The sequence below is a fragment of the Teredinibacter purpureus genome, assembly GCF_014217335.1.
GTDB lineage: Bacteria > Pseudomonadota > Gammaproteobacteria > Pseudomonadales > Cellvibrionaceae > Teredinibacter > Teredinibacter purpureus.
In genome coordinates this window covers 2,219,936-2,239,572 of sequence record NZ_CP060092.1, presented here as the reverse complement: position 1 = coordinate 2,239,572, position 19,637 = coordinate 2,219,936, and the positions used below count along the sequence as shown (strand labels likewise).

The 19,637-nt window shown below is 46.9% G+C and carries 17 protein-coding genes and 1 other RNA gene; 3 read left to right on the top strand and 15 right to left on the bottom strand.

The window, feature by feature from the left end; all coding sequences use genetic code 11:
* Positions 1–8: 8 nt before the first annotated feature.
* The 15 genes from mraY to argC form a co-directional block, all read right to left on the bottom strand.
* Positions 9–1,091, bottom strand: a complete 1,083-nt coding sequence (mraY, locus tag H5647_RS09690; protein WP_045858148.1) for a phospho-N-acetylmuramoyl-pentapeptide-transferase — start codon at positions 1,089–1,091, stop codon at positions 9–11.
* Positions 1,091–2,485 (bottom strand): UDP-N-acetylmuramoyl-tripeptide--D-alanyl-D-alanine ligase, encoded by a 1,395-nt coding sequence (locus H5647_RS09685; protein ID WP_045858146.1) that lies wholly within the window; start codon positions 2,483–2,485, stop codon positions 1,091–1,093. The genes mraY and H5647_RS09685 overlap by 1 nt, the downstream gene beginning before the upstream one ends.
* Entirely contained in the window at positions 2,482–4,056 is a 1,575-nt protein-coding gene (locus tag H5647_RS09680; protein WP_052691979.1) for a UDP-N-acetylmuramoyl-L-alanyl-D-glutamate--2,6-diaminopimelate ligase, read from the bottom strand. The genes H5647_RS09685 and H5647_RS09680 overlap by 4 nt, the downstream gene beginning before the upstream one ends.
* On the bottom strand, positions 4,056–5,732 hold the full coding sequence (locus H5647_RS09675) for a peptidoglycan D,D-transpeptidase FtsI family protein (protein WP_236249153.1): 1,677 nt from the start codon (positions 5,730–5,732) through the stop codon (positions 4,056–4,058). The genes H5647_RS09680 and H5647_RS09675 overlap by 1 nt, the downstream gene beginning before the upstream one ends.
* A gap of 14 nt (positions 5,733–5,746) precedes the next feature.
* The gene (ftsL, locus tag H5647_RS09670; protein ID WP_045858143.1) at positions 5,747–6,013 is read right to left on the bottom strand and encodes a cell division protein FtsL; all 267 of its coding nucleotides are present in this window, start codon (positions 6,011–6,013) and stop codon (positions 5,747–5,749) included.
* Between the two features lie 37 nt (positions 6,014–6,050).
* Positions 6,051–6,986 (bottom strand): 16S rRNA (cytosine(1402)-N(4))-methyltransferase RsmH, encoded by a 936-nt coding sequence (gene rsmH, locus H5647_RS09665; RefSeq protein ID WP_045858141.1) that lies wholly within the window; start codon positions 6,984–6,986, stop codon positions 6,051–6,053.
* Positions 6,987–7,003: 17 nt separating this feature from the next.
* Positions 7,004–7,444: a division/cell wall cluster transcriptional repressor MraZ gene (gene mraZ / locus H5647_RS09660; RefSeq protein WP_045858139.1), complete on the bottom strand. Its 441-nt coding sequence runs from the start codon at positions 7,442–7,444 to the stop codon at positions 7,004–7,006.
* A 449-nt stretch (positions 7,445–7,893) separates the two neighbouring features.
* On the bottom strand, positions 7,894–10,038 hold the full coding sequence (locus H5647_RS09655) for a TonB-dependent receptor (RefSeq protein ID WP_045858137.1): 2,145 nt from the start codon (positions 10,036–10,038) through the stop codon (positions 7,894–7,896).
* A 274-nt stretch (positions 10,039–10,312) separates the two neighbouring features.
* The gene (locus H5647_RS09650; RefSeq protein WP_045861266.1) at positions 10,313–12,310 is read right to left on the bottom strand and encodes an ATP-binding protein; all 1,998 of its coding nucleotides are present in this window, start codon (positions 12,308–12,310) and stop codon (positions 10,313–10,315) included.
* Between the two features lie 337 nt (positions 12,311–12,647).
* An RNA gene (gene rnpB, locus H5647_RS09645) (RNase P RNA component class A) lies at positions 12,648–12,998 on the bottom strand.
* 46 nt (positions 12,999–13,044) lie between these two features.
* Complete coding sequence (locus H5647_RS09640; protein WP_200911644.1) at positions 13,045–13,623, bottom strand: acyl-CoA transferase; 579 nt, start codon at positions 13,621–13,623, stop codon at positions 13,045–13,047.
* Between the two features lie 19 nt (positions 13,624–13,642).
* Positions 13,643–13,996 (bottom strand): iron-sulfur cluster insertion protein ErpA, encoded by a 354-nt coding sequence (gene erpA / locus H5647_RS09635; RefSeq protein WP_045858134.1) that lies wholly within the window; start codon positions 13,994–13,996, stop codon positions 13,643–13,645.
* A 100-nt stretch (positions 13,997–14,096) separates the two neighbouring features.
* Positions 14,097–14,543 (bottom strand): bactofilin family protein, encoded by a 447-nt coding sequence (locus H5647_RS09630; protein ID WP_045858132.1) that lies wholly within the window; start codon positions 14,541–14,543, stop codon positions 14,097–14,099.
* Positions 14,544–14,546: 3 nt separating this feature from the next.
* The gene (locus H5647_RS09625) at positions 14,547–15,287 is read right to left on the bottom strand and encodes a DUF6776 family protein (RefSeq protein ID WP_045858130.1); all 741 of its coding nucleotides are present in this window, start codon (positions 15,285–15,287) and stop codon (positions 14,547–14,549) included.
* A gap of 36 nt (positions 15,288–15,323) precedes the next feature.
* Positions 15,324–16,364 (bottom strand): N-acetyl-gamma-glutamyl-phosphate reductase, encoded by a 1,041-nt coding sequence (gene argC, locus H5647_RS09620; protein WP_045858127.1) that lies wholly within the window; start codon positions 16,362–16,364, stop codon positions 15,324–15,326.
* A gap of 119 nt (positions 16,365–16,483) precedes the next feature.
* Here argC and H5647_RS09615 point away from each other — a divergent pair, with 119 nt between their 5' ends.
* From H5647_RS09615 to thiD, 3 genes are all read left to right on the top strand, one after another.
* Positions 16,484–18,286, top strand: a complete 1,803-nt coding sequence (locus H5647_RS09615; RefSeq protein WP_045858125.1) for a chloride channel protein — start codon at positions 16,484–16,486, stop codon at positions 18,284–18,286.
* The gene (locus H5647_RS09610) at positions 18,273–18,698 is read left to right on the top strand and encodes a CopD family protein (RefSeq protein ID WP_045858124.1); all 426 of its coding nucleotides are present in this window, start codon (positions 18,273–18,275) and stop codon (positions 18,696–18,698) included. The genes H5647_RS09615 and H5647_RS09610 overlap by 14 nt, the downstream gene beginning before the upstream one ends.
* Positions 18,699–18,782: 84 nt before the next feature.
* Complete coding sequence (gene thiD, locus H5647_RS09605; protein ID WP_045858121.1) at positions 18,783–19,625, top strand: bifunctional hydroxymethylpyrimidine kinase/phosphomethylpyrimidine kinase; 843 nt, start codon at positions 18,783–18,785, stop codon at positions 19,623–19,625.
* Positions 19,626–19,637 lie beyond the last annotated feature (12 nt).

Below are 19,637 nucleotides of genomic sequence, written 5' to 3'. Positions count from 1 at the left end.
TCCTAAAGCTACCGTATTTTGAGTGTTGCAAGCCCGAACAAAACGAGCATTACAGTAATAATCCAGAACCTGACGATGACTCTTGGCTCAGGCCAGCCCTTTAATTCAAAATGATGATGCAACGGCGCCATTCTAAATATGCGTCGGCCCGTTAGTTTAAATGAAGCCACTTGCAATATTACGGAGACAGTCTCCATAACAAATATGCCTGACATAATAAAAAATACAATTTCATGGCGAACAATAACGGCAATCACACCCAGCGCAGCACCCAAAGCCAAAGCACCCACATCCCCCATAAAAACTTGAGCCGGATAAGTGTTAAACCACAAAAAACCTAATCCGGCTCCAGCTAGCGCACCACAATAAATAACCAGCTCTCCGGCGCCCGGTATATAAGGTATATGCAGATAACCTGAAAAATTCGCATGCCCACTTAAGTAGGCGATAATACCTAGCGCCGAACCAACCATTACTGTTGGCATAATGGCTAGGCCATCTAGACCATCGGTAAGATTAACGGCATTACTAAAGCCAACAATCATAAAATACGTAAGGATAATGAAAAAACCACCCATCTCCCACGCAAAACTCTTAAAAAACGGAATATACAAAGTTGTTTCTACCGGCGACTGTGCACTCGAAAAAAGCGCTACAGCCACGCCAAACCCTGCTATCGATTGCCAAAAATATTTCCATTTTGCGGGCAATCCTTTGGAATTTTTCTCAACCACTTTCCTATAATCGTCCACCCAACCAATTAAGCCGTACGCTATGGTGACAAACAGAACAACTAATACATACCGGTTTGACAAGTCTGCCCATAAGAGTGTCGATATCACAATCGCGAAGATAATGAGAGTACCGCCCATTGTCGGCGTACCTGATTTACTCAAATGGCTTTGCGGGCCATCATCTCGAATCGCTTGCCCTATCTGTAAGTGATTTAATTTTTTAATGACCCAAGGCCCCATAAGCATCGATATTCCCAATGCCGTCATTACACCCAGTATTCCGCGCAACGTTAGGTAGCGAAACATTCCAAAACCACTAATAAATTCCTGTAGTACATCGGCCAGCCAAAACAACATCAGCCTTTCTCCTCAATTCGTTTCAGCTGTTGAATAATATTTTCCATTTTCGAACGTCTGGATCCTTTTACCAAAATCGCGCAGTGGTCTAACACATCCGACTCTAAATGAGCCTTTAACAAAGCTTGGCTTTCAAACCATTGCCCCTTATCACCAAACTTTTCGACCAGTTTTGCGCTCAAAGGACCCACGGCATACACACGTGAAACCCCATTGTCCTTTGCATACTTACCGAGTTCGGCATGAATATTTTCGGCTGTTTCACCAACTTCGGCCATATCACCTACAATAAGCACACTATTTTTTTTGTTCGCCAGAAAATCTATTGCGGCCCGCATTGAACCGGGATTTGCATTATAGGTGTCATCAACGAGCATCGCGCATCGATCACTCTCCACCACTTGCATTCGTCCAGGCACGCCACTAAAAGTACCCAAACCCGCCGTAATCGATTCACGCGTCGCGCCGGCCGCTAACGCACAACTCGCGGCCGCAAGTGCATTTTCAATATTGTGCCGCCCAGGAACTGCGATAGTAATAACACTCATTGAATTTTCTGCGTACAGCGTAAACTCATTCTTTTTATCGTTAGATGAATGCTTTATTTTTCCAAATACAAACTGATCTATTTTATCTTTATAGTCTTCCCGTAGGTTTTCCATCGCGGTATCGCTTTCAACTAGCGCAAACCCAATACGTTCAACTTGTGTTAATTGATTAAGAGCAGTATTGAGTTGTTGAGACTTCAAATTAACAACGCCAATTTTTAGAGTGTCCTCACTGAAGATATTAGACTTTTCCTGCCCAATCGCTTCTACTGTACCGAAGCCCTCCAAATGAGCTGACATAACATTATTCACTAATGCAATACAGGGCCGAATCAAGCCTGCCAAATATCCAATTTCACCTTTCCCACTTGTACCGGCTTCTATAACGGCAAACTCATGCGCAGGTTTCAACTGTAAAAGCGTAAGCGGAACACCAATATGATTATTAAAATTACCTTGTGTTGCCAGCACCTCACCCTCATTAGCCAAAATAGCGTGCAACATTCCTTTTACCGTTGTTTTACCGCTACTACCGGTAATAGCAATCACTTTAGCTTTACTGGAGTCTCTATTTAAACGCCCTGCAAACCCGAGTGCGTGGTTAGTATTCTCAACCACCAGTTGTGGGATGCAAACACTCTCTTGCACGGCATCCACAACAAGTGCCACAGCACCAGCTCTTTCGGCATCAAGTACAAATTGATGTCCGTCGAAACGGTCGCCACGCAGGGCTATAAATAGATCGCCAGTGAGAATATTGCGCGTATCAGTGCTCACTCGTTCATATTCAACATCATTGCCGTGAAGTTTGCCTTCACACGCTGCCGTTAATAAACTCAACATCATCGCTTAACTCCCGCATGACCGTGCATCCGATTATCCAATGCTGTCACCGCAGTATCATAATCACTGAATGACACCGTCTCGCCCTTCAGTATTTGATACGTTTCGTGCCCTTTCCCGGCAATAAGAATAAGGTCGCCATCTTTGGCATTGCTCACGGCCAAGCCGATAGCTTTTTCACGGTCAACTTCTATATACATATTGTCTGCAGTAGCAACATCCGCGACGATATCACCAATAATATCCATTGGATTTTCGTTACGGGGATTATCGGACGTAACAATTATATGATCCGCCATTGATATAGCTGCACGCCCCATGCTCGCGCGTTTACCTCTGTCTCGATTGCCGCCACACCCAAACACAACCCATAACGCTTTACTGGTATGTTCGCGTGCAGACATTAACGCCTGCTCCAATGCATCGGGCGTATGCGCATAATCAATTAAGACCGCTATAGTCGAATAGCCATGTTCGACTTTTTGCATGCGGCCAACAATGGGGGCTAGCTTCTCGGTTGCCGCTAACACTTTTTCTAGTGGATAACCTTCGCAACAGGCGACACTAATACTGGCAAGCAGGTTATACACATTAAACAGGCCAATTAAAGTGCTTCTAAACTCACCATCGCCCCACGGCGTTATTACTTGCCCCTGTATACCCTCCGCTGAAAAAGTTAGGTCATACGCTATCACTAAATTTTTCACGCTAGATGTGGGCTTAACGCCTTTCGTTGTACATACCCTATAGCGAATACTTTCCACACTTAAGGGAACCGCCGCTGTACTAATATTGTGGCCTACCGCATCATCTGCATTAACTACAACGTAGCGCAATTGTGGGTTTTGAAACAATTCGGCTTTAACTGCTGCATAAGATTCCATCGTACCGTGGTAATCCAAATGATCTCGGCTTAAATTAGTAAAAACCGCCGATCGGAATTGAATACCAAGGTGTCGCTTTTGCACAATTGCATGTGACGACACTTCCAAGGAAGTATATTTAACGTTACGTTCTGCCAATGTATATAATATTTTCTGGCAACTAATTGCATCGGGAGTTGTTAAACCGGTAGTGGTTAACGAGGACAGATCGGCACCATAGCCCATGGTGCCGATCGTCGCCGCCTTTTCCCCCAACAACTGAAACATTTGCTGAATCAGCTGGGCACACGTAGTTTTTCCATTAGTTCCCGTCACCCCTATAACCGCCATACGATTGGAAGGATGGTTAAAAAATTGCGCCGCTATGAGCCCAACTTTTTGGTTAAGTTCTGTCACCGAAAGTATGGGCACCCCTTCCGAGTACTGCAGGCTACCTTCTTTAGTGCCATCAGCCTCCGCAACCACAACCGATGCACCCGCCGCAATGGCTTGATCAATAAAATCTCGACCATCAACGTTTTCTCCAGAGACGGCAATAAACAACGCGTTTAATGAAACATCTCGGCTATCTAACGTAATATTATCGACACAAGGATCGGATGGTAATAATTCACACCCAGCAGCCCTGGCCAATGCATTAAATGTGCAACGTGGTCGTGATGCTACTTGCGCCTCTATCGAGCCTCTCATTACAGCCCCACCACATATGCAGCGTCAGCCTGTGGAGGAACACGCAGTATTTTCAATGCCCCCTCAACAATGCTCGCAAATACAGGGGCTGCAGCTTCACCACCAAAATACTTTCCGTCTGTGGGTTCATTAATAACAATTACCGCGACGACTTCGGGGTTGTCCGCGGGCGAGAAACCTGCAAATAGCGCGAAATGCCGGTCTTCTGCATAACCATCTACACCAATTTTATGAGAGGTTCCTGTTTTACCGGCTACGGGGTAAGCGTCTATCTGCGCGCGCGTGGCAGTGCCACCTGCACGCGGAACCGTTTTCAACATTTCAATAACGCTTTGCGCTACAGACTTAGAAACAACCTGACTTTCAACGTGTTGATCGTCACTGCGTAACAAGCTTGCGTGCTTAAAATTCCCTTTATCGGCAATCATTGCATACGCTTGCGCTAACTGAACGGCGTTTACATTTAGACCATAGCCAAAAGCCAATGTCGCGGTTTCGATAGGTAGCCAACGGTCTCGAGTGGGTAGCACGCCCACACTTTCACCAGGAAACCCCATGCCGGTACTTTGCCCCATTCCCGCACGAAAAAATAATTCGCGTATATCTCGCGGCTCTATGTCTAACGCCAACTTAGTAATACCTACTTGGCTCGATTTGGTAATAATTTTAGTTATCGATAAACGGCCGTAATCTTTCGGGTCTAGCAAGGCTTTCTTACCCACCATTACATAACCAGGGCTAGTGTCGATAACATGTTCCGGCGTGTACCGCCCTGTCTCTAGCGCTGCCATTACGGTCAGAGGCTTTACGGTAGAGCCAGGTTCAAATACGTCGGTTATTGCACGATTACGTATTTGCTCAGAACGCAAATGGCTTCTGTCATTGGGGTTGTACGATGGCTGATTAACCATTGCCAATATTTCGCCCGATCTAACATCCAGTAAAACCACAGAGCCCGATTTGGCTTTTTGCTTATTCACTGCTGCTTTTAATTCTTTATAAGCGAGGTACTGAAGCCTTAAATCTAAACTTAATCGTAATTCTTTACCGGCAACCGGCGCTTTTAGCACGCCCTTTTCTTTAACAATATTACCTTTTAAATCTTTAAGTACACGCTTATAGCCCATCGCACCCGCAAGGTGCTCATCAAAAGCAAGTTCAATACCCTCCTGACCATGATCATCAAGGTCAGTAAAACCCACAACATGGGCCGCGACCTCTCCGGCGGGGTAATAACGCCTATATTCTGTCTCGGCTGCGACGCCTGAAAATTTCTGTTCAAGAATTTTATCCGCCTGTTGTGGCGGTAAATGCCGAGCCAAATACATGAACTGTTTATTTTCGTAAACCTCAACACGATCGCGCAATTGACTCACGGGAATATCAAGCGCTGACGCTAAAGCAACAAATTCATTTTCATCTAACAATTCTGGGTTGGCATATATTGATGTCACCGGCGTACTAACCGCCAGTAACTCTCCATTTCGATCGGTAATAACGCCTCGATAAGCACTCAACATTTCGCTACGTAATGTTCGTGCTTCACCTTCGCTTTGCAAAAACTCAAAACCTTTATCGGCCGAAGGAACCACTTGCAAGTTAGCCAAATGCCAAGCAAGGGCGCAGGGTAAAATGATAAGCATTCCACCTAGCACCCAAAATCGCCAAAAAGACATTTGCACCGCTTTCTTCATTTTTTATATACCAGTACCGTTTTGTCTGAATCTGGGACAACCATATTCAATTCATTTACCGCTATTTTTTCCACTCGGGAATATGCCGCCCACGTACTTTTTTCTAGCAAAAACTGGCCTGATGCCACCTGCATGCGACCAGACTCTCGCCTTAGTACTTCTAATTTTTGTGTTGCTTGACGGGACTCATAACTAACATACACAACCCCCATAGCAGAACTTACACACGACAACCAAAGCACGGCAATTATTACGGCTTTCATTGTTTATTCTCCGCAGTGCTCCATGCACGCCAATCAACTATAGTTTTTCTGCTATTCGCAATACGGCACTACGCGATCGAATATTTTGGTCCAGCTCTCCGTCACCGGCTTTAATCGCTTTGCCAATCGTTTTAGCGGTTTTATTCAACATATCTTCGGTAATGGGTAAACCCGCTGGAAACTGCTTGCCTCGCGACTGCTCACGAAAAAAACGCTTTACCATTCGATCTTCTAGCGAGTGAAAACTAATCACAACAAAACGCCCACCGCTGTCGAGGAGTGTTAGACCGCCCGTTAAGGCAAGCTCTAAATCAGCTAGCTCTCGGTTAATGTAAATACGTACCGCTTGGAAGGCTCGCGTCGCAGGATTTTTACCTTTTTCCCAGCGGGGATTTGCTTCAGTAATAACTTTGGCAAAATGTGCCGTTGTTTCAAACGGTGTCTTTTCACGTTCGGCCAAAACGGCCCTCGCCATACGGCGAGCAAACCGCTCTTCGCCATATTCACGCAGCACAAATATAATCTCACCTTCCTCTGCTGTATTGATCCATTCGGCAGCGGTCTGGCCTTTGCTATTATCCATGCGCATATCGAGAGGGCCATTCTGCATAAAACTAAAGCCCCGCTCGGCAACATCCAGCTGAGGAGAGGACACACCAAGATCTAACAGAACACCGTCAATACGTGAGCCAGAAAGCTCTGGAAGCAATTCCTTTAACTGCTCTAACTGGGCAAAAGAATCATGGACAATGGTGAACCGCTCATCTTCTTGCGCTAACGCTTCCCCGACGGTGACAGCATCAGGATCTTTATCGAAGGCGATAAGACGCCCTTCGCTGCCAAGCTGATTTAAAATTGCACGGCTATGCCCGCCGCGACCAAAGGTTCCATCAACATAGATGCCGTTTGGATTCGTCACTAGTGCGTCAACCGACTCTTGTAAAAGAACCGAAAAATGTGGTGTAGCTTTCATGCTTAGGACCTCAGACCTCAAAGAGAGAGGGTCATCATTTCTTCCGGCAGCTCTTCATCGTCAAGATCTGCCACCGAGGCTAACCACGCCTCTTCACTCCAAAGCTCGAATTTTTTGCCAAGACCGACGAGCATCAATTTTTTATCTAGATTGGCATAATCGCGAAGTGTAGGTGGGACCAATACACGACCATTAGAATCCAACTCTAAACTGGTGGCGTAGCCGATTAACAAGCGCTGCGCTCTAAGAGATGCTTTGTTAAAGGTGGGAAGCGCTTCAATTTTGGGCAGAATTTCTTGCCACTCGGGTTCTGGATACACCAGTACGCAACGATCTTGAGTGTGTGCCGTCATCACAATTCGACCACCGCAGGCACTCGCTAGCGAGTCCCGGCATTTAGCCGGAATTGCCATGCGCCCTTTGGCGTCCATGTTGATGGCGTTACTACCTTGAAACACTCAACTCTCCTGCATTCCACATCAATTTTAGGCGTATGGAGTGCGCGTTTTGGTTTATCCAAGCCGGGTCTTGAAGCGCCGATTCGGGAATATTCCTATGAAGTATAAAGGTATTTACACCTTTTACCCACTTTACTCCACAAAAAACCACTTTACACCACTTTCCACACTATATTTGGCTTCAGCCCAAAGTCAAGGGAATGCGCACACAAACACAGGTAAGCCGTTGAAACTAGGGAGGTTTTAGGTCTTTTATGGAGGGAATACGCAATATAAACGAAGGGAATAGCAATCAACTACAAGCAGTTAACGCCATTTCCTAGAAACGACATTAACTACAAGACAAATTGGTGTTATAAATATAAAAGCTTATATCTATGAGGTATAAGACGTCATCAAGGTAGAACAAATGACGGGTTCTCCCAACTCTAGCTACAGAGCTGGGTGTATTATTGGAAGTTACGCCGTATAGAAACACCCAGACTCCGTGGTGGGTATACGGTTGCAGCGTCCGCGAAAACGGAGTGGATTACGGCATTATTTTCTAGGTTGCGTACCCAAAAAATACTGTCCCATTTTTTAGATGCCGATTGATATGTAACGCTGGCCGCGGTCTGCCCATAACTTTCCTGCAGCGCATTAGGCGAATTAGTTATGCTGGCCCACTGCTCGTCAAACCAGATCCATTCAATATGCCCCAATAGCCGTGAACCGTGCAAAAATTTGAACACCTTATCATAGGAAATATTGGCCGTTAGCGGCGGGCTTGACCGAACGGCTCCTCCTGAAAGACTCAACCCAGGAAGCTCAAATTCGGTGTATTCGGCATCCAAATAAGCGAGCGCTACCCCTAGGCGGCTCGCATCATCGAAAACATACGCTGTTTCTATTTCCCCACCTTGAAATACTGTTTTTTGACTATTAGCAGTTGTAAAAAAGAACGTGGAGTCGCTGTTAACCGGCGTTAAATTTTGCAAACCGGTATAATCGTAATAAAACGCCTCTGCATTCAACTGAATTCGGTTTTCTTTGAATCGACTCTTCACACCTAATTGATAGGCCGTAATTTCTTCTGGCTCGTAAGTTTCCGGAAGCTCGAACCCAGAGGGGACCATGCTCGCTCCACCGCTTTTAAAGCCCGTACTGACGGAACCAAATACCCTAGCGTTTTCAGCAATATCGTATTCTAGGCCCGCCTTCCAGGTTAATTTGGCGTGATCGCTTTCAGTATCGATCGTGTAGGCATCCCCCGTTAAACTGTTTTCAATTCCTCCCAACATTACCTTTTGCTCAACGGTGTATCGCAACCCTAAGATTGTCCTTACGCTTGATGTAACGGGGTATTCTAGCTGTGCAAACAATGCGCTCGAATCTGCACTGTAGTTCTCAAGCGAGAACGTTTGATCGAGAAGAGGTAACCCATCCGCAAAAATCAAATCGTTATTAAAGGTGTAGTCTCGAGACTCGCTTGACCTATACACGCCCAGCACCCATAAAACCTCATTACTCGCTGGCGATTCGACCCTAACTTCCTGCGAGGCCAAAGCGCCACTACTCTCTGGGTTGAGCATAATCACCCCTCCAAAGGGGTCCTCTGCACTGAGTATTCGTCTAGAGTCTAGCGCTCGGTAATTCGAGACCGAAACCCACGTGGCTCGATCAGCCTCCCACCTTGCTTCTCCATAGAACCCCGTATTGCTTACCTTGCGAAAATCATCCTCGCTGGGATTCCTCGGCCCACTAAAGGGTTCCCAGTCGATGGTGCAAAACGCCGATGATTTCGGGGGGCACGGCGAAAACTCTCCGCCGCCCATACTGTCCTCCATTGAGTAGTCAACGGTACCTAAGAAGCTAAAGGTTTCAACAGGGGAATAAAGAAGGTGTACCCGGCCGGCATATTGGTCTTTATCATCGTGCCCACTTTTTTTGTATCCTTCATGGGAAACGGTGGACATCGCTGCACGCAAAGTGAAGTCATCATTTAACGGCGTATTAATAACAAATTCGCTAGTCAGTAATTCATTGTTTCCAACCTGCACGGAAGCCAGCCCCTCAAACTCTCGCACAGGCTTATTTGTCACAATATTAATTGCGCCAGCATTCGAATTGCGGCCGAATAACGTACCTTGCGGGCCACGCATTATTTCGACACGAGACAAATCAAAAAACACAGGAGGGGTCGTTCCAGGAGAGGCGAGATATATTCCGTCGAGATTAAATGAGATGGCCGAGTCAACGCCAGGTTCAAGCGTGTAGGTTCCCAAGCCTCGAATAGTCGCAAGCGTGTCCCCAACGGGTTGAAACTGAACCCCTGGGATAAACCCCTGCAATGCGGCAAGGTCAGTAATGCCCTGTTGAACCAAGCTATCCCCAGAGGCAACCGCTACGGAGATAGGTGTCTCTTGTACACCTTCTTCCTTTTTCTGTACGGTCACAACGACCTCTATAAGTCGCAATTCTTCGAAGCTCATACCCAGTAGAAATTGCTTCTCATTGGGGATAGACGAGACATCCGCACCACTGCGTACGCTATAAAATGCACCGCACCAAAGAACCGAACCGATAGCCGCCAGACGTACCATCCGAGCCAACATTGGATACCCAACTGATTGTGGCGGACAACTTCATTCCATTAACGCAATACCGCAAACAAAAACGGAGCGATCCAATGTTCCGAGAAGACATAATGACAACGCTTAACTGAATGTTTTCAGATAAGCACAAACAACACAGATAAAGTGAGTATAGATCATATGGCACAAATAACATCGGTATGGCGTAAAAAAACAGAGGAATACTGCAGGATACAGTGCTCGGCCCTGAAGAGGTGCCGAGCACGCCGTTTAAGACGGCTTGGTAGAAGGGCTGTTATGATAGATGAGCATTGAAAACTTCAATCAATCGATTAACGTCTACGGGTTTGGTGAGATAATCAACAAAACCAGCTTTCATTCCTTTATTTACATCTAACGACATCGCATTAGCGGATAATGCAACAACGGGAATATCCTTCGTTCGCACATCATTCTGCAGAACTTCTAACACTTCGTACCCATCAAGATCTGGCAAATTAATATCCAGCACAATAATATCGGGAGGCGCGGTACGCGCTTCGTATATTCCTAGTAACGGCTCCATAACGGTACTCACCGTTAGCAGCTCAAACCGATCGATTATTTTTGAAAATAAACGGGTGTTCGCAGGGTTATCTTCTATGTATAAAATACGCTTAGGGCTCGTAACTTTTAATTCACTTCGTTTTGATGAAAAAACATCCTCGGCTCTCTCGGAGACACCTTTTTGACCTTCCTTCGCTAATGGCAGTTCAATCCAAAACTTAGTGCCCACCTTCTCTCTGCTAGTAAAATCGATAGAGCCTTGCATCATTTCAACCAACCGTTTGGTAATCACCAAACCTACACCGCTGCCTTCGATACTCCCGAATTCTGCGCTTAGTCGATTGAACGGCTCGAACACCTGATCTCGCTTTTCGTCAGGAATTCCTACACCGGTGTCGATCACATTGATACGAATAGTTTTGTTGGTAGAAAGCGATAGAGAAACGGTAACCGTGCCATTGGCATTATTGTATTTAATTGCGTTTGAGATCAAATTAATCAGCGATTGCTTTAGCCGCGTATTGTCCGCAAAAATAGGGGTCTCACCTAAACCACCGGTTTGCACTAGCAATTCAATATTTTTTTCCTCAGCAAGAGGCTTTATCAATTGCAGGCAATCATCCATCACTCGGTTAGGAATCACAGGCTCCAACGATAACGTCATGCGCCCCGCTTCAATCCTAGCAAGATCAAGCACTTCATTAATAAGATGCAACAAATGGGCACCTGCTTTACGAATTTCCCCAATATTCCCCGTCTGCTCTCGATTTAAATTGGAGTCGTAATCAAATAGCTGGGCATAACCTAAAATCGCATTTAAGGGTGTGCGTAATTCATGGCTCATACTGGACAAAAATTCAGATTTAGCTTGATTGGCTTTTTCTGCCAAAACTTTCGCTTGAACCACCGCAAGCTGTGTGTTTTTAAGTTCGGTAATATCCATATTGCTACCAGATACCTTCACCGCCCTCCCTTCTTTGTTATAAGTAGCCTCTGCACGCGCACGAAGCCAATACATACTCTCGTCTTTGGCTTTTATTTGATATTCAATATCAAAAGGCACACCCTCTAAAATATGCGCTCGTAATGATCGGTCAAAACGTCCCACATCAGCCTTAGACATGCGCGCGCCCCAATCGGCAATAGTGCTCAAGTTAAGTGTTTTGACATCGCTTGCCGAAAAGCCAATTTGCTCCCAACAAACCTCTGAAAACTCTACAGCACCAGTGACTATATCCCAATCCCAAACACCGTCACGTGTACCGGCTATGATACGACTATAGCGCTCTTCACTCGCGCGTAAAGCTTGCTCCGTCTGTTTCAACTGAGAAATATTTTGGTTTACGCCCGCAACATGGTGAGTCCAACCATTCTCATCCCGAAACCCTTGCCCTGTAACACGCACCCATAAGTAATAACCCATTTTGCTGCGTAATCGATAACACAAATCTATTCCGACACCTTTGGTGATTGTTTCGGCCATAGCCTCACCAAAGCTTGCTCTGTCGTCTGGATGAATATAATTCAAAAGCACTTCGGGCTCTGTCATATTCTGGATATCGAGCTCGTTGTAACCAAGCTCACGCCAAAATACGCCGTACCATCGAAGCTTATTTGCGCTTAAATCCCATTCCCAAAACCCCTGCCCGCTACCGAGCATACTGCGTTGATGCCGAGCAATTTCTTCGCCCAAAATAGACTTATCTAAAACACCACAAGATTCCGGATTCCATATCACATCAAGCATGATGATCCCTTTAATTTCGCCGATAATAGCCTGCCGCAATTCGCTGCAAACCAAACGCGCTAATGGTCGCAGCTGCAAACCCGTCAGGCAATAACACTAAAGTATGTAACGCCATAGATCAGAATGATTATGATGCCAAAGCGTTACTTCGATACCGCTACATAACACGAGAACTAATTCACAAAAGACTAAGAGAACCATAGCGCAAATTGAGCACTAATTTTAGGAGGGGAAAACACGACAAAAAATTCGCGCTTTAATCGATGAAAGCCAAAGGGCGCAACGACCTTAGCCGTTTGCGCTACAGAAGACTGAATAACGATTCAATCATTGAAATGAGGTGAGCTGGCCTGTAAGCCGGGTTCTGTCGAGAACAATCATTCATCTAGGGCTTGCGTCACCACAAGCCTCAAGCGACCTACCCGAATCCAGCGCGGGTCACGCCTGTAGGATTCCTATTTGGTCTTGCTCCGAACGGGGTTTACCATGCCACAAGCTGTTACCAGTTGCGCGGTGCGCTCTTACCGCACCCTTTCAGCCTTACCTGTGCCCGAAGGCCATCGGCGGTCTACTCTCTGCTGCACTTTCCGTAGGCTCGCGCCCCCCAGGCGTTACCTGGCGTTCTACCCTATGGAGCCCGGACTTTCCTCGGTTGTGTTGCCACAAACGCGATTGCTCAGCCAGCTCAGCGGCGCACGGTATCAAAAGTAGGTGGTAGAACTCAACAAGTAGTTTTAGAAATAGACAAATTTTTTGTCGTCAACAAGACGTTCGACCTCTGCTGGCCCAAACGGTACCGTGCCCACAAAGGGTAATAGTACCGTTGGCGAACGCCCCAAAACCCCCATTCGGGTGCGGCATACGCGAACATCAATAACGTCTAATGCCGACAGACGCGCCGCCAAATCTACAATAGATTTATACTCCTCATAATTTTCACGAAAGAATATGGCAACTTCAGGCCCATGAAGCACGAAAGCTAGAGGCTCGCTAACACGTAACGCAGTACCTTCACGAAACAGTATTTCGGCGCGTTGTAGCGCATGGCCCAACTCTTTCGAAGAGTTAAGCTCAATTCGCGCTAGATAGCCCGAAGGCAATTCAATACGGGGTAATTGGGCTGGCGGCAGCGCATTAAAATAGGACGCCATAGGTAGTGACGGCGCTGGAGGCTGGTCGAGCCCAACAGGCTCTTCAGCTATAACACACCAAGGCGCAAGAGCTGAAGACAGCAACAATGATGAGATGAGCACAAAACGACGCGTGACGCGCCGAGGAATAAGCAAGGTGTATCGAATAATATGCAGTTTCACCCTACCACCTAAAACAGGTTTATATAGAAAATGAAGACCCACAACCGCATGTTGACGAGGCATTAGGGTTTTCAACGGTAAAACGAGACCCTTGTAAACCTTCTTGATAGTCTAGCTTAGCACCGACCAAATAAGGGTAACTCATGGCATCGACAACAACGACTATGCCTTCGCGCTCAATTTGAGCGTCGTCTTCTGCGCATAGCTCGTCAAATGCGAAACCATATTGAAAGCCGGAGCACCCACCGCCCGTCACATAAACGCGCAGTTTGAGGTCGGGGTTACCCTCTTCATCAATTAAACCTTTCACTTTAGAGACCGCGTTTTCGGTCACTATTAGAGGCTCGGGAACAAACGTTTGCGGCTGACTCATGGCAAAAACACCTTATGAATGGAACACCGGCCGCCAAACAGCGACCGGTCGAGCATTATCCAATTAACCTAGTGTTTTGGTCAAGTATTGCAATCCAAAACTAGGTAGATGCTTTAGGCACGGCACTGACTTCAGCAACACGTGCAGGCGCGGCAGGAACCGGCACCGCTACCTTAGCGCTATCTTCTTGCATATGAACTAACTTGCCATTAACTTCGGCACCTTTCACCATTTCGATGACTTTATAGTGAACATTCCCATTTACAACCGCATTCGCCGCCAACTCCAAATGCTTGGAGCAGAAAACATCGCCATTTACGTGGCCGTTAATAATAATTTTCGGCGCATGTATTTCACCCGTCACCTCGCCTTTTGCCCGAACACGCACTAAGGCATCTCCGGCCGCCTCTGCGGTTATATTTCCGTTCACAGAGCCCTCAATATCCAGTGTCCCGCCAAAACGGACATCACCATTAATTTCGAGCGCATTATCAAACAACGTATGCCCACCTTGGGCGAATGGATTATCTTTTTTCTTCGAAAACATAGGCTAGGCCTCCTCAACCAACCAACCGAATCGTTTTTCTATTGTAACCGGTGTTTTACCGGTTGATTTTGCAACCAGCTCAATACGCTCTGGCTCAAACCCTTCCGGTAGAGCCATTTCGCCCTGCACGGTTTGAAAGTACTTAAATCGCAACCGAATGGCCTCTCGGCTAACCTGCTCAGACAGCTGGCTTAATGAAAAGGTTGCATCAACTCCATTTAGCCTGCCAATGACGTTAACAGTAAGGCTTCCTGCGAGTAACTGATGGTTCGTCGCTAACTGCTGCATCACCACTTTATAGTTATACGTGCGAGGCTTATCGGTATCGACGATTTCCACGGCGCCAAACGTTAAACCTCTCTTGTTACCGGTGGGAGCCATCAAATTACGGTAAAAGCTATTCTCTTCTTCTAGAGCGGCAACCTGATCTTTTAGGCCGATAACTTCTTGGCGAACCGTTTCACTTGCCTGTCGATCCACTTCTGCACCCAAATTAATATTGGCTAACTGCTGCGTTAGGCTATCAACATTACTCTCGCTAGCACTCAGTTCCAGACGCAACCTAGCAACATCATCAAGCGCCTTTTCTTGGCCCGCCATACCCGTATGGTGGCCCGTATAATAACTCGCTACTACGCCGCTCCCAACAACAGCCATTAACACGAGCACCATGAGCACTCGTCGCCAAGGGTTATATTGAACAATTTTCAGTTCATGTTGTTTACTGCCTGTTACAACTGCCATTTAAGCTTCCTTTTTCATTCGCAGAGACCTATTCCACTACGGCAGCGACGCTGGAGCATTCAGCCCTAACGTTTCTTCTAAGCCGAACATAATGTTCATATTCTGTATACCTTGACCTGAAGCACCTTTGGTTAAATTGTCTATGACAGACATAACCACCACAGTACCTCTTTCCTGCGGCTCAATAATGGATAACCTGCACATATTTGTACTTTTCACGGTGCGGGTTTGCGGAAAGGTACCAGCAGGCAATACATCAACGAACGCCTCGTTCGCGTATCGCTGCTCATATAATCCCTGTAAATCGCCTGCATCACCCTTAAGGCGCGCATACAGTGTGGAATGAATACCTCGAATAGTGGGCAATAAATGCGGCACAAACGTGAGCTTGGCTGGCGCGCTACCTTTTGGCATTAGCGTTTGCAGGCCTTGCTCAATTTCAGGTAAGTGCCTGTGGCCCGCTACACCGTATGCTTTAAAACTACCGCTACTTTCTGCCAATAAGAAATCGATTTTACCTTGACGACCCGCACCACTGATACCCGACGCTGCATTCGCGATAAGATTATCGGTTTCGATCAAATCATTTTCTAATAACGGCAAAAAACCCAGCTGAACAGACGTAGGGTAACAACCCGGACACGCAATGAGCTGTGCATGCTTAATCGCGTCTCGATTCACTTCTGGCAAACCGTAAACAGCCTTTTCAACCAACTCGGGGCAGCCGTGCTGCTGGCCGTACCACTTTTCCCAAGTGGGAATATCTTTAATACGAAAGTCTGCAGACAAATCAATGACACGTATCCCTGCGCTGAACAGTTCCGTCATCATCGCTTGCGCAACCCCATGAGGCGTTGCAAAGAAGACTACGTCACACACACTTAACGATTCCAGGCTGGGTTCGCTAAAACAAAGATCGCAATGGCCACGCAGGTTCGGAAATAGCTCTGCAACCGGCTTACCCGCCTCTGCTCGAGACGTTATAACTGTGGCTTCTGCCTTGGGGTGAATAGCGAGCAAACGCAACAATTCCACACCGGTATACCCAGTACCACCTACAATACCTACCTTGATCACTACATAACCTCCGTAATCATTTCGCCAATGACGTTCTAAGAATTGCCGCGTATGATAAGGGGGTTTAGGGAAAACCTAAAGCGACGCTCGCGTGCAATGCTAGGGAATGTGGAGAAACAATGATTAACACCAAACAGATTGCCCGTTTTTGCAGCGACCACCTAAACAATTTCCGCCACTCTCTCGCCTATTTCGACGCGCTTCCCCAGCTCACGCTATTAGGGCTTCTAATCGGCCTATTAACGGGTGCCGTCATTGTCGTATTTCGTTTTTTGATCGATACACCGCTAAGTTTTTTAATCAGCGAACACACCGACAATTTCGAATCGCTGAGTATTCCAGACCGTTTCTTATTTATTTTCACCGGGCTTCTCGCTCTGGGATTATTAATTAAGATTGCCGGAAAAAAGCACAGTGAAACAAGCGTTGCCCATGTACTTGACCGCCTCCACAACTATCAAGGAAAACTCCCTTTTAGCAACTGGCTAGTACAGTTTGCGGGCGCGATTATCGCAATGGTAAGTGGCCAATCCGTTGGCCGTGAAGGGCCAGCCGTGCATTTAGGCGCCGGTGTTGCAAGCCAGCTGGGGCAATGGTTACGCCTGCCCAACAACAGTATGCATACGCTAATAGGCTGTGGTGTTGCCGCCGCCATTTCAGCGTCATTCGACACTCCAATGGCGGGCGTTATTTTCGCAATGGAAGTTATTGTGATGGAATACACCATTGTTGGCTTCGTTCCCGTTATTCTCGCATCGGTTATGGGCACCATGATGAGCCAAGCCGCCTTTGGCGAAAGTGGCGGCTTGCTCGTAGGCTCAAGCGATATGAACAGTTTGACGGAACTGCCTTATATGGTGGTGGTGGGTCTCGTTATTTCCCTATGTGCCAGCACGTATATTCGATTGAATATTTTCGCGCTTAAATTTAATACAATCTCTATTTATTTACGCTTATTGGTGGCCGGTTTACTAACCGCCGTGGTTGCCACTGCAGTGCCGGAAGTAATGGGGCTCGGCTATGACACCGTCAATGCCGCATTGGCTGGCCAGCTCTTAGTGGGTAGCCTATTAATTATTGGGATGGCTAAATTACTGATTACCCCCGTCGTTATTGGCTTGGGTATTCCTGGGGGCGTTATTGGCCCGCTACTCGTCATCGGTGGCTGTATCGGTGGCGCAATGGGCTTAGCGTTACAAGCCATAATGCCTGAACTTTCGACCAACCCTAGCTTTTACGTTGTCATCGGCATGACAGGCATGATGGCCGCTACACTCAACGCCCCTCTTGCCGCTTTAGTCGCAGTATTGGAGCTGAGCTACAACCCTCATATGATTTTCCCTGCGATGCTTGTCATTGTGGTGGCTTGCGTCTCAACTCGCCAACTCTTCAAATTACAAAGTATTTTTGTTCAACAATTAATTCACAGCGGACGCAAACTAGATTTCGGCCCGGCAAAACAAGCGCTTCGCCGAGCGGGTGTGCGCAGCATTATGGATACACGGTTTGTGATGGCACCGCCTAATATAACGGTGGATGAATCGCATCTATTACTGTCCAAGAAACCTATGTGGGTTCTCTATGAGGAAGACCAGCAAAAAGTAGCGTTAAGAGCGGCCGACCTAGCCGCAGCAGTAACGGCACATAAAGAATATATTATCCAGGACGTCGAAAACACCCTCTCACCGGAAGTGCTTGAGCTACATCTACACGACATCCCTGGACGGCGGTTAAACTTACAGCCCATTCACGACACCGCCAATTTAATCGAAGCGCTAGAAGCCCTCACTCAAGCCGGTGCAGAAGGGCTCTTTGTATCTAAAACCTACAGGCCGCTCAGCGGCAATGTTCATGGCGTTATTACGATGGCGTCCATTCAGAATTATTATCAACCAGAGGAGTTTAAACATGCTGTGGGTTAAAGCCATTCATATTATTGCCGTGGTTTGCTGGTTTGCGATGCTATTTTATTTACCACGTTTATTTGTTTATCACGCGATGAGTGACGACCAGAACACTAAAAACCAATTCAAGATAATGGAACGAAAACTATATTGGGGCATTGGCTTACCCTCACTCTGGTTAACCATTATTTTTGGCGTGTGGGTAACCACTTACGCTTGGGATTATTATACCGCCAGCACGTGGTTTTGGATAAAAATGGCCTTAGTAGCCATTCTCGTGGTTTATCACCACGTCTGTGGCTACTTTATTCGTCAGCTACGCGATAATCTTTGCACAAAAAGCCATGTATTCTTTCGTTGGTTCAATGAAGTGCCTACCGTCATTTTGCTCGCCTGTGTATTTTTGGTCGTTGTGAAGCAGCCTCTCTAGCAACGACGTTACTGGCAGCTGGATTCGCAGGGTTCCAGCCGCCTTGTGCTAAACTCGGTAGTGACTAAACGGCATAAATTACTCATGATAAAAAATAACGCCAACCCGCCCATTATACTTTCGCTTGGTGCACTAGATCCTTCAGGCTCTGGCGGCTTACAGGCAGATATAGAAACAGCCGCCAGCCTTGGTTGCCACTGCGCCCCTGTGGTCACGTCCCTGTCCTCTGCCGGTGCGGGCTCAGATATAGAATCAACCGCTGTCGACTCATCGCTGCTAATAACACAGGCCCGCTCCGTACTCGATAATATGAACGTCGCCGCCATCAAGATAGGATTTCTTGGCTCCGTTGCCAACACCGAAGCAGTGCATACTATTATTCATGCTCTCCCTTCAATTCCCGTCGTTGCGCACCCAGCATTATTATTATGGGATAGTGACGACGAAGAACAGAACGACCTACCGGAAGCCTTCTTTTCGTTAATTGTGCCGCAACTCAAAATTGGTGTCTTTTCATTGTATGAAGCGAGAACCATATCCAGAGAATCCGACACGCTAGCGACAACCGCGCAAGCACTCACCAGCAATGGCTGTGAATATGTTCTTATCACCGGCACCGGCCATGATCACCCCTGCTTCCAAAACAGTAGTTTCAACATCAAAGGCCTCGTACAAGAATACCATTGGGAACAAGAACCCCCCACTTGCCACGGTGCCAGCAGCACGCTTGCCATGAGCACCTGCGCCTACCTGGCCCACGGTGGCACACCACAAATGTCACTTAACCAAGCCCAAAATTATACGTGGCAAACAATGTGCGCATCCCGAGAACTAGGCTTCTCTATTCGTACACCACATCGTTTTTTTTGGGCCGATAAAAATATAGAATCCTCTCAAGACTTGCCAGCGACGAAAAAAAGCCACTAACATAGCCCTCTT

Excerpts from the sequence above, each read along its gene's own strand:
- H5647_RS09655 (WP_045858137.1), bottom strand. The coding sequence starts at position 10,038 with ATGTTGGCTCGGATGGTACGTCTGGCGGCTATCGGTTCGGTTCTTTGG.
- H5647_RS09650 (WP_045861266.1), bottom strand. The coding sequence starts at position 12,310 with ATGCTTGATGTGATATGGAATCCGGAATCTTGTGGTGTTTTAGATAAG.
- ftsL (WP_045858143.1), bottom strand. The coding sequence starts at position 6,013 with ATGAAAGCCGTAATAATTGCCGTGCTTTGGTTGTCGTGTGTAAGTTCT.
- H5647_RS09630 (WP_045858132.1), bottom strand. The coding sequence starts at position 14,543 with ATGTTTTCGAAGAAAAAAGATAATCCATTCGCCCAAGGTGGGCATACG.
- H5647_RS09615 (WP_045858125.1), top strand. The coding sequence starts at position 16,484 with ATGATTAACACCAAACAGATTGCCCGTTTTTGCAGCGACCACCTAAAC.
- H5647_RS09685 (WP_045858146.1), bottom strand. The coding sequence starts at position 2,485 with ATGATGTTGAGTTTATTAACGGCAGCGTGTGAAGGCAAACTTCACGGC.
- H5647_RS09680 (WP_052691979.1), bottom strand. The coding sequence starts at position 4,056 with ATGAGAGGCTCGATAGAGGCGCAAGTAGCATCACGACCACGTTGCACA.
- H5647_RS09675 (WP_236249153.1), bottom strand. The coding sequence starts at position 5,732 with ATGTCTTTTTGGCGATTTTGGGTGCTAGGTGGAATGCTTATCATTTTA.
- mraY (WP_045858148.1), bottom strand. The coding sequence starts at position 1,091 with ATGTTGTTTTGGCTGGCCGATGTACTACAGGAATTTATTAGTGGTTTT.
- rsmH (WP_045858141.1), bottom strand. The coding sequence starts at position 6,986 with ATGAAAGCTACACCACATTTTTCGGTTCTTTTACAAGAGTCGGTTGAC.
- H5647_RS09625 (WP_045858130.1), bottom strand. The coding sequence starts at position 15,287 with ATGGCAGTTGTAACAGGCAGTAAACAACATGAACTGAAAATTGTTCAA.
- erpA (WP_045858134.1), bottom strand. The coding sequence starts at position 13,996 with ATGAGTCAGCCGCAAACGTTTGTTCCCGAGCCTCTAATAGTGACCGAA.
- thiD (WP_045858121.1), top strand. The coding sequence starts at position 18,783 with ATGATAAAAAATAACGCCAACCCGCCCATTATACTTTCGCTTGGTGCA.
- H5647_RS09610 (WP_045858124.1), top strand. The coding sequence starts at position 18,273 with ATGCTGTGGGTTAAAGCCATTCATATTATTGCCGTGGTTTGCTGGTTT.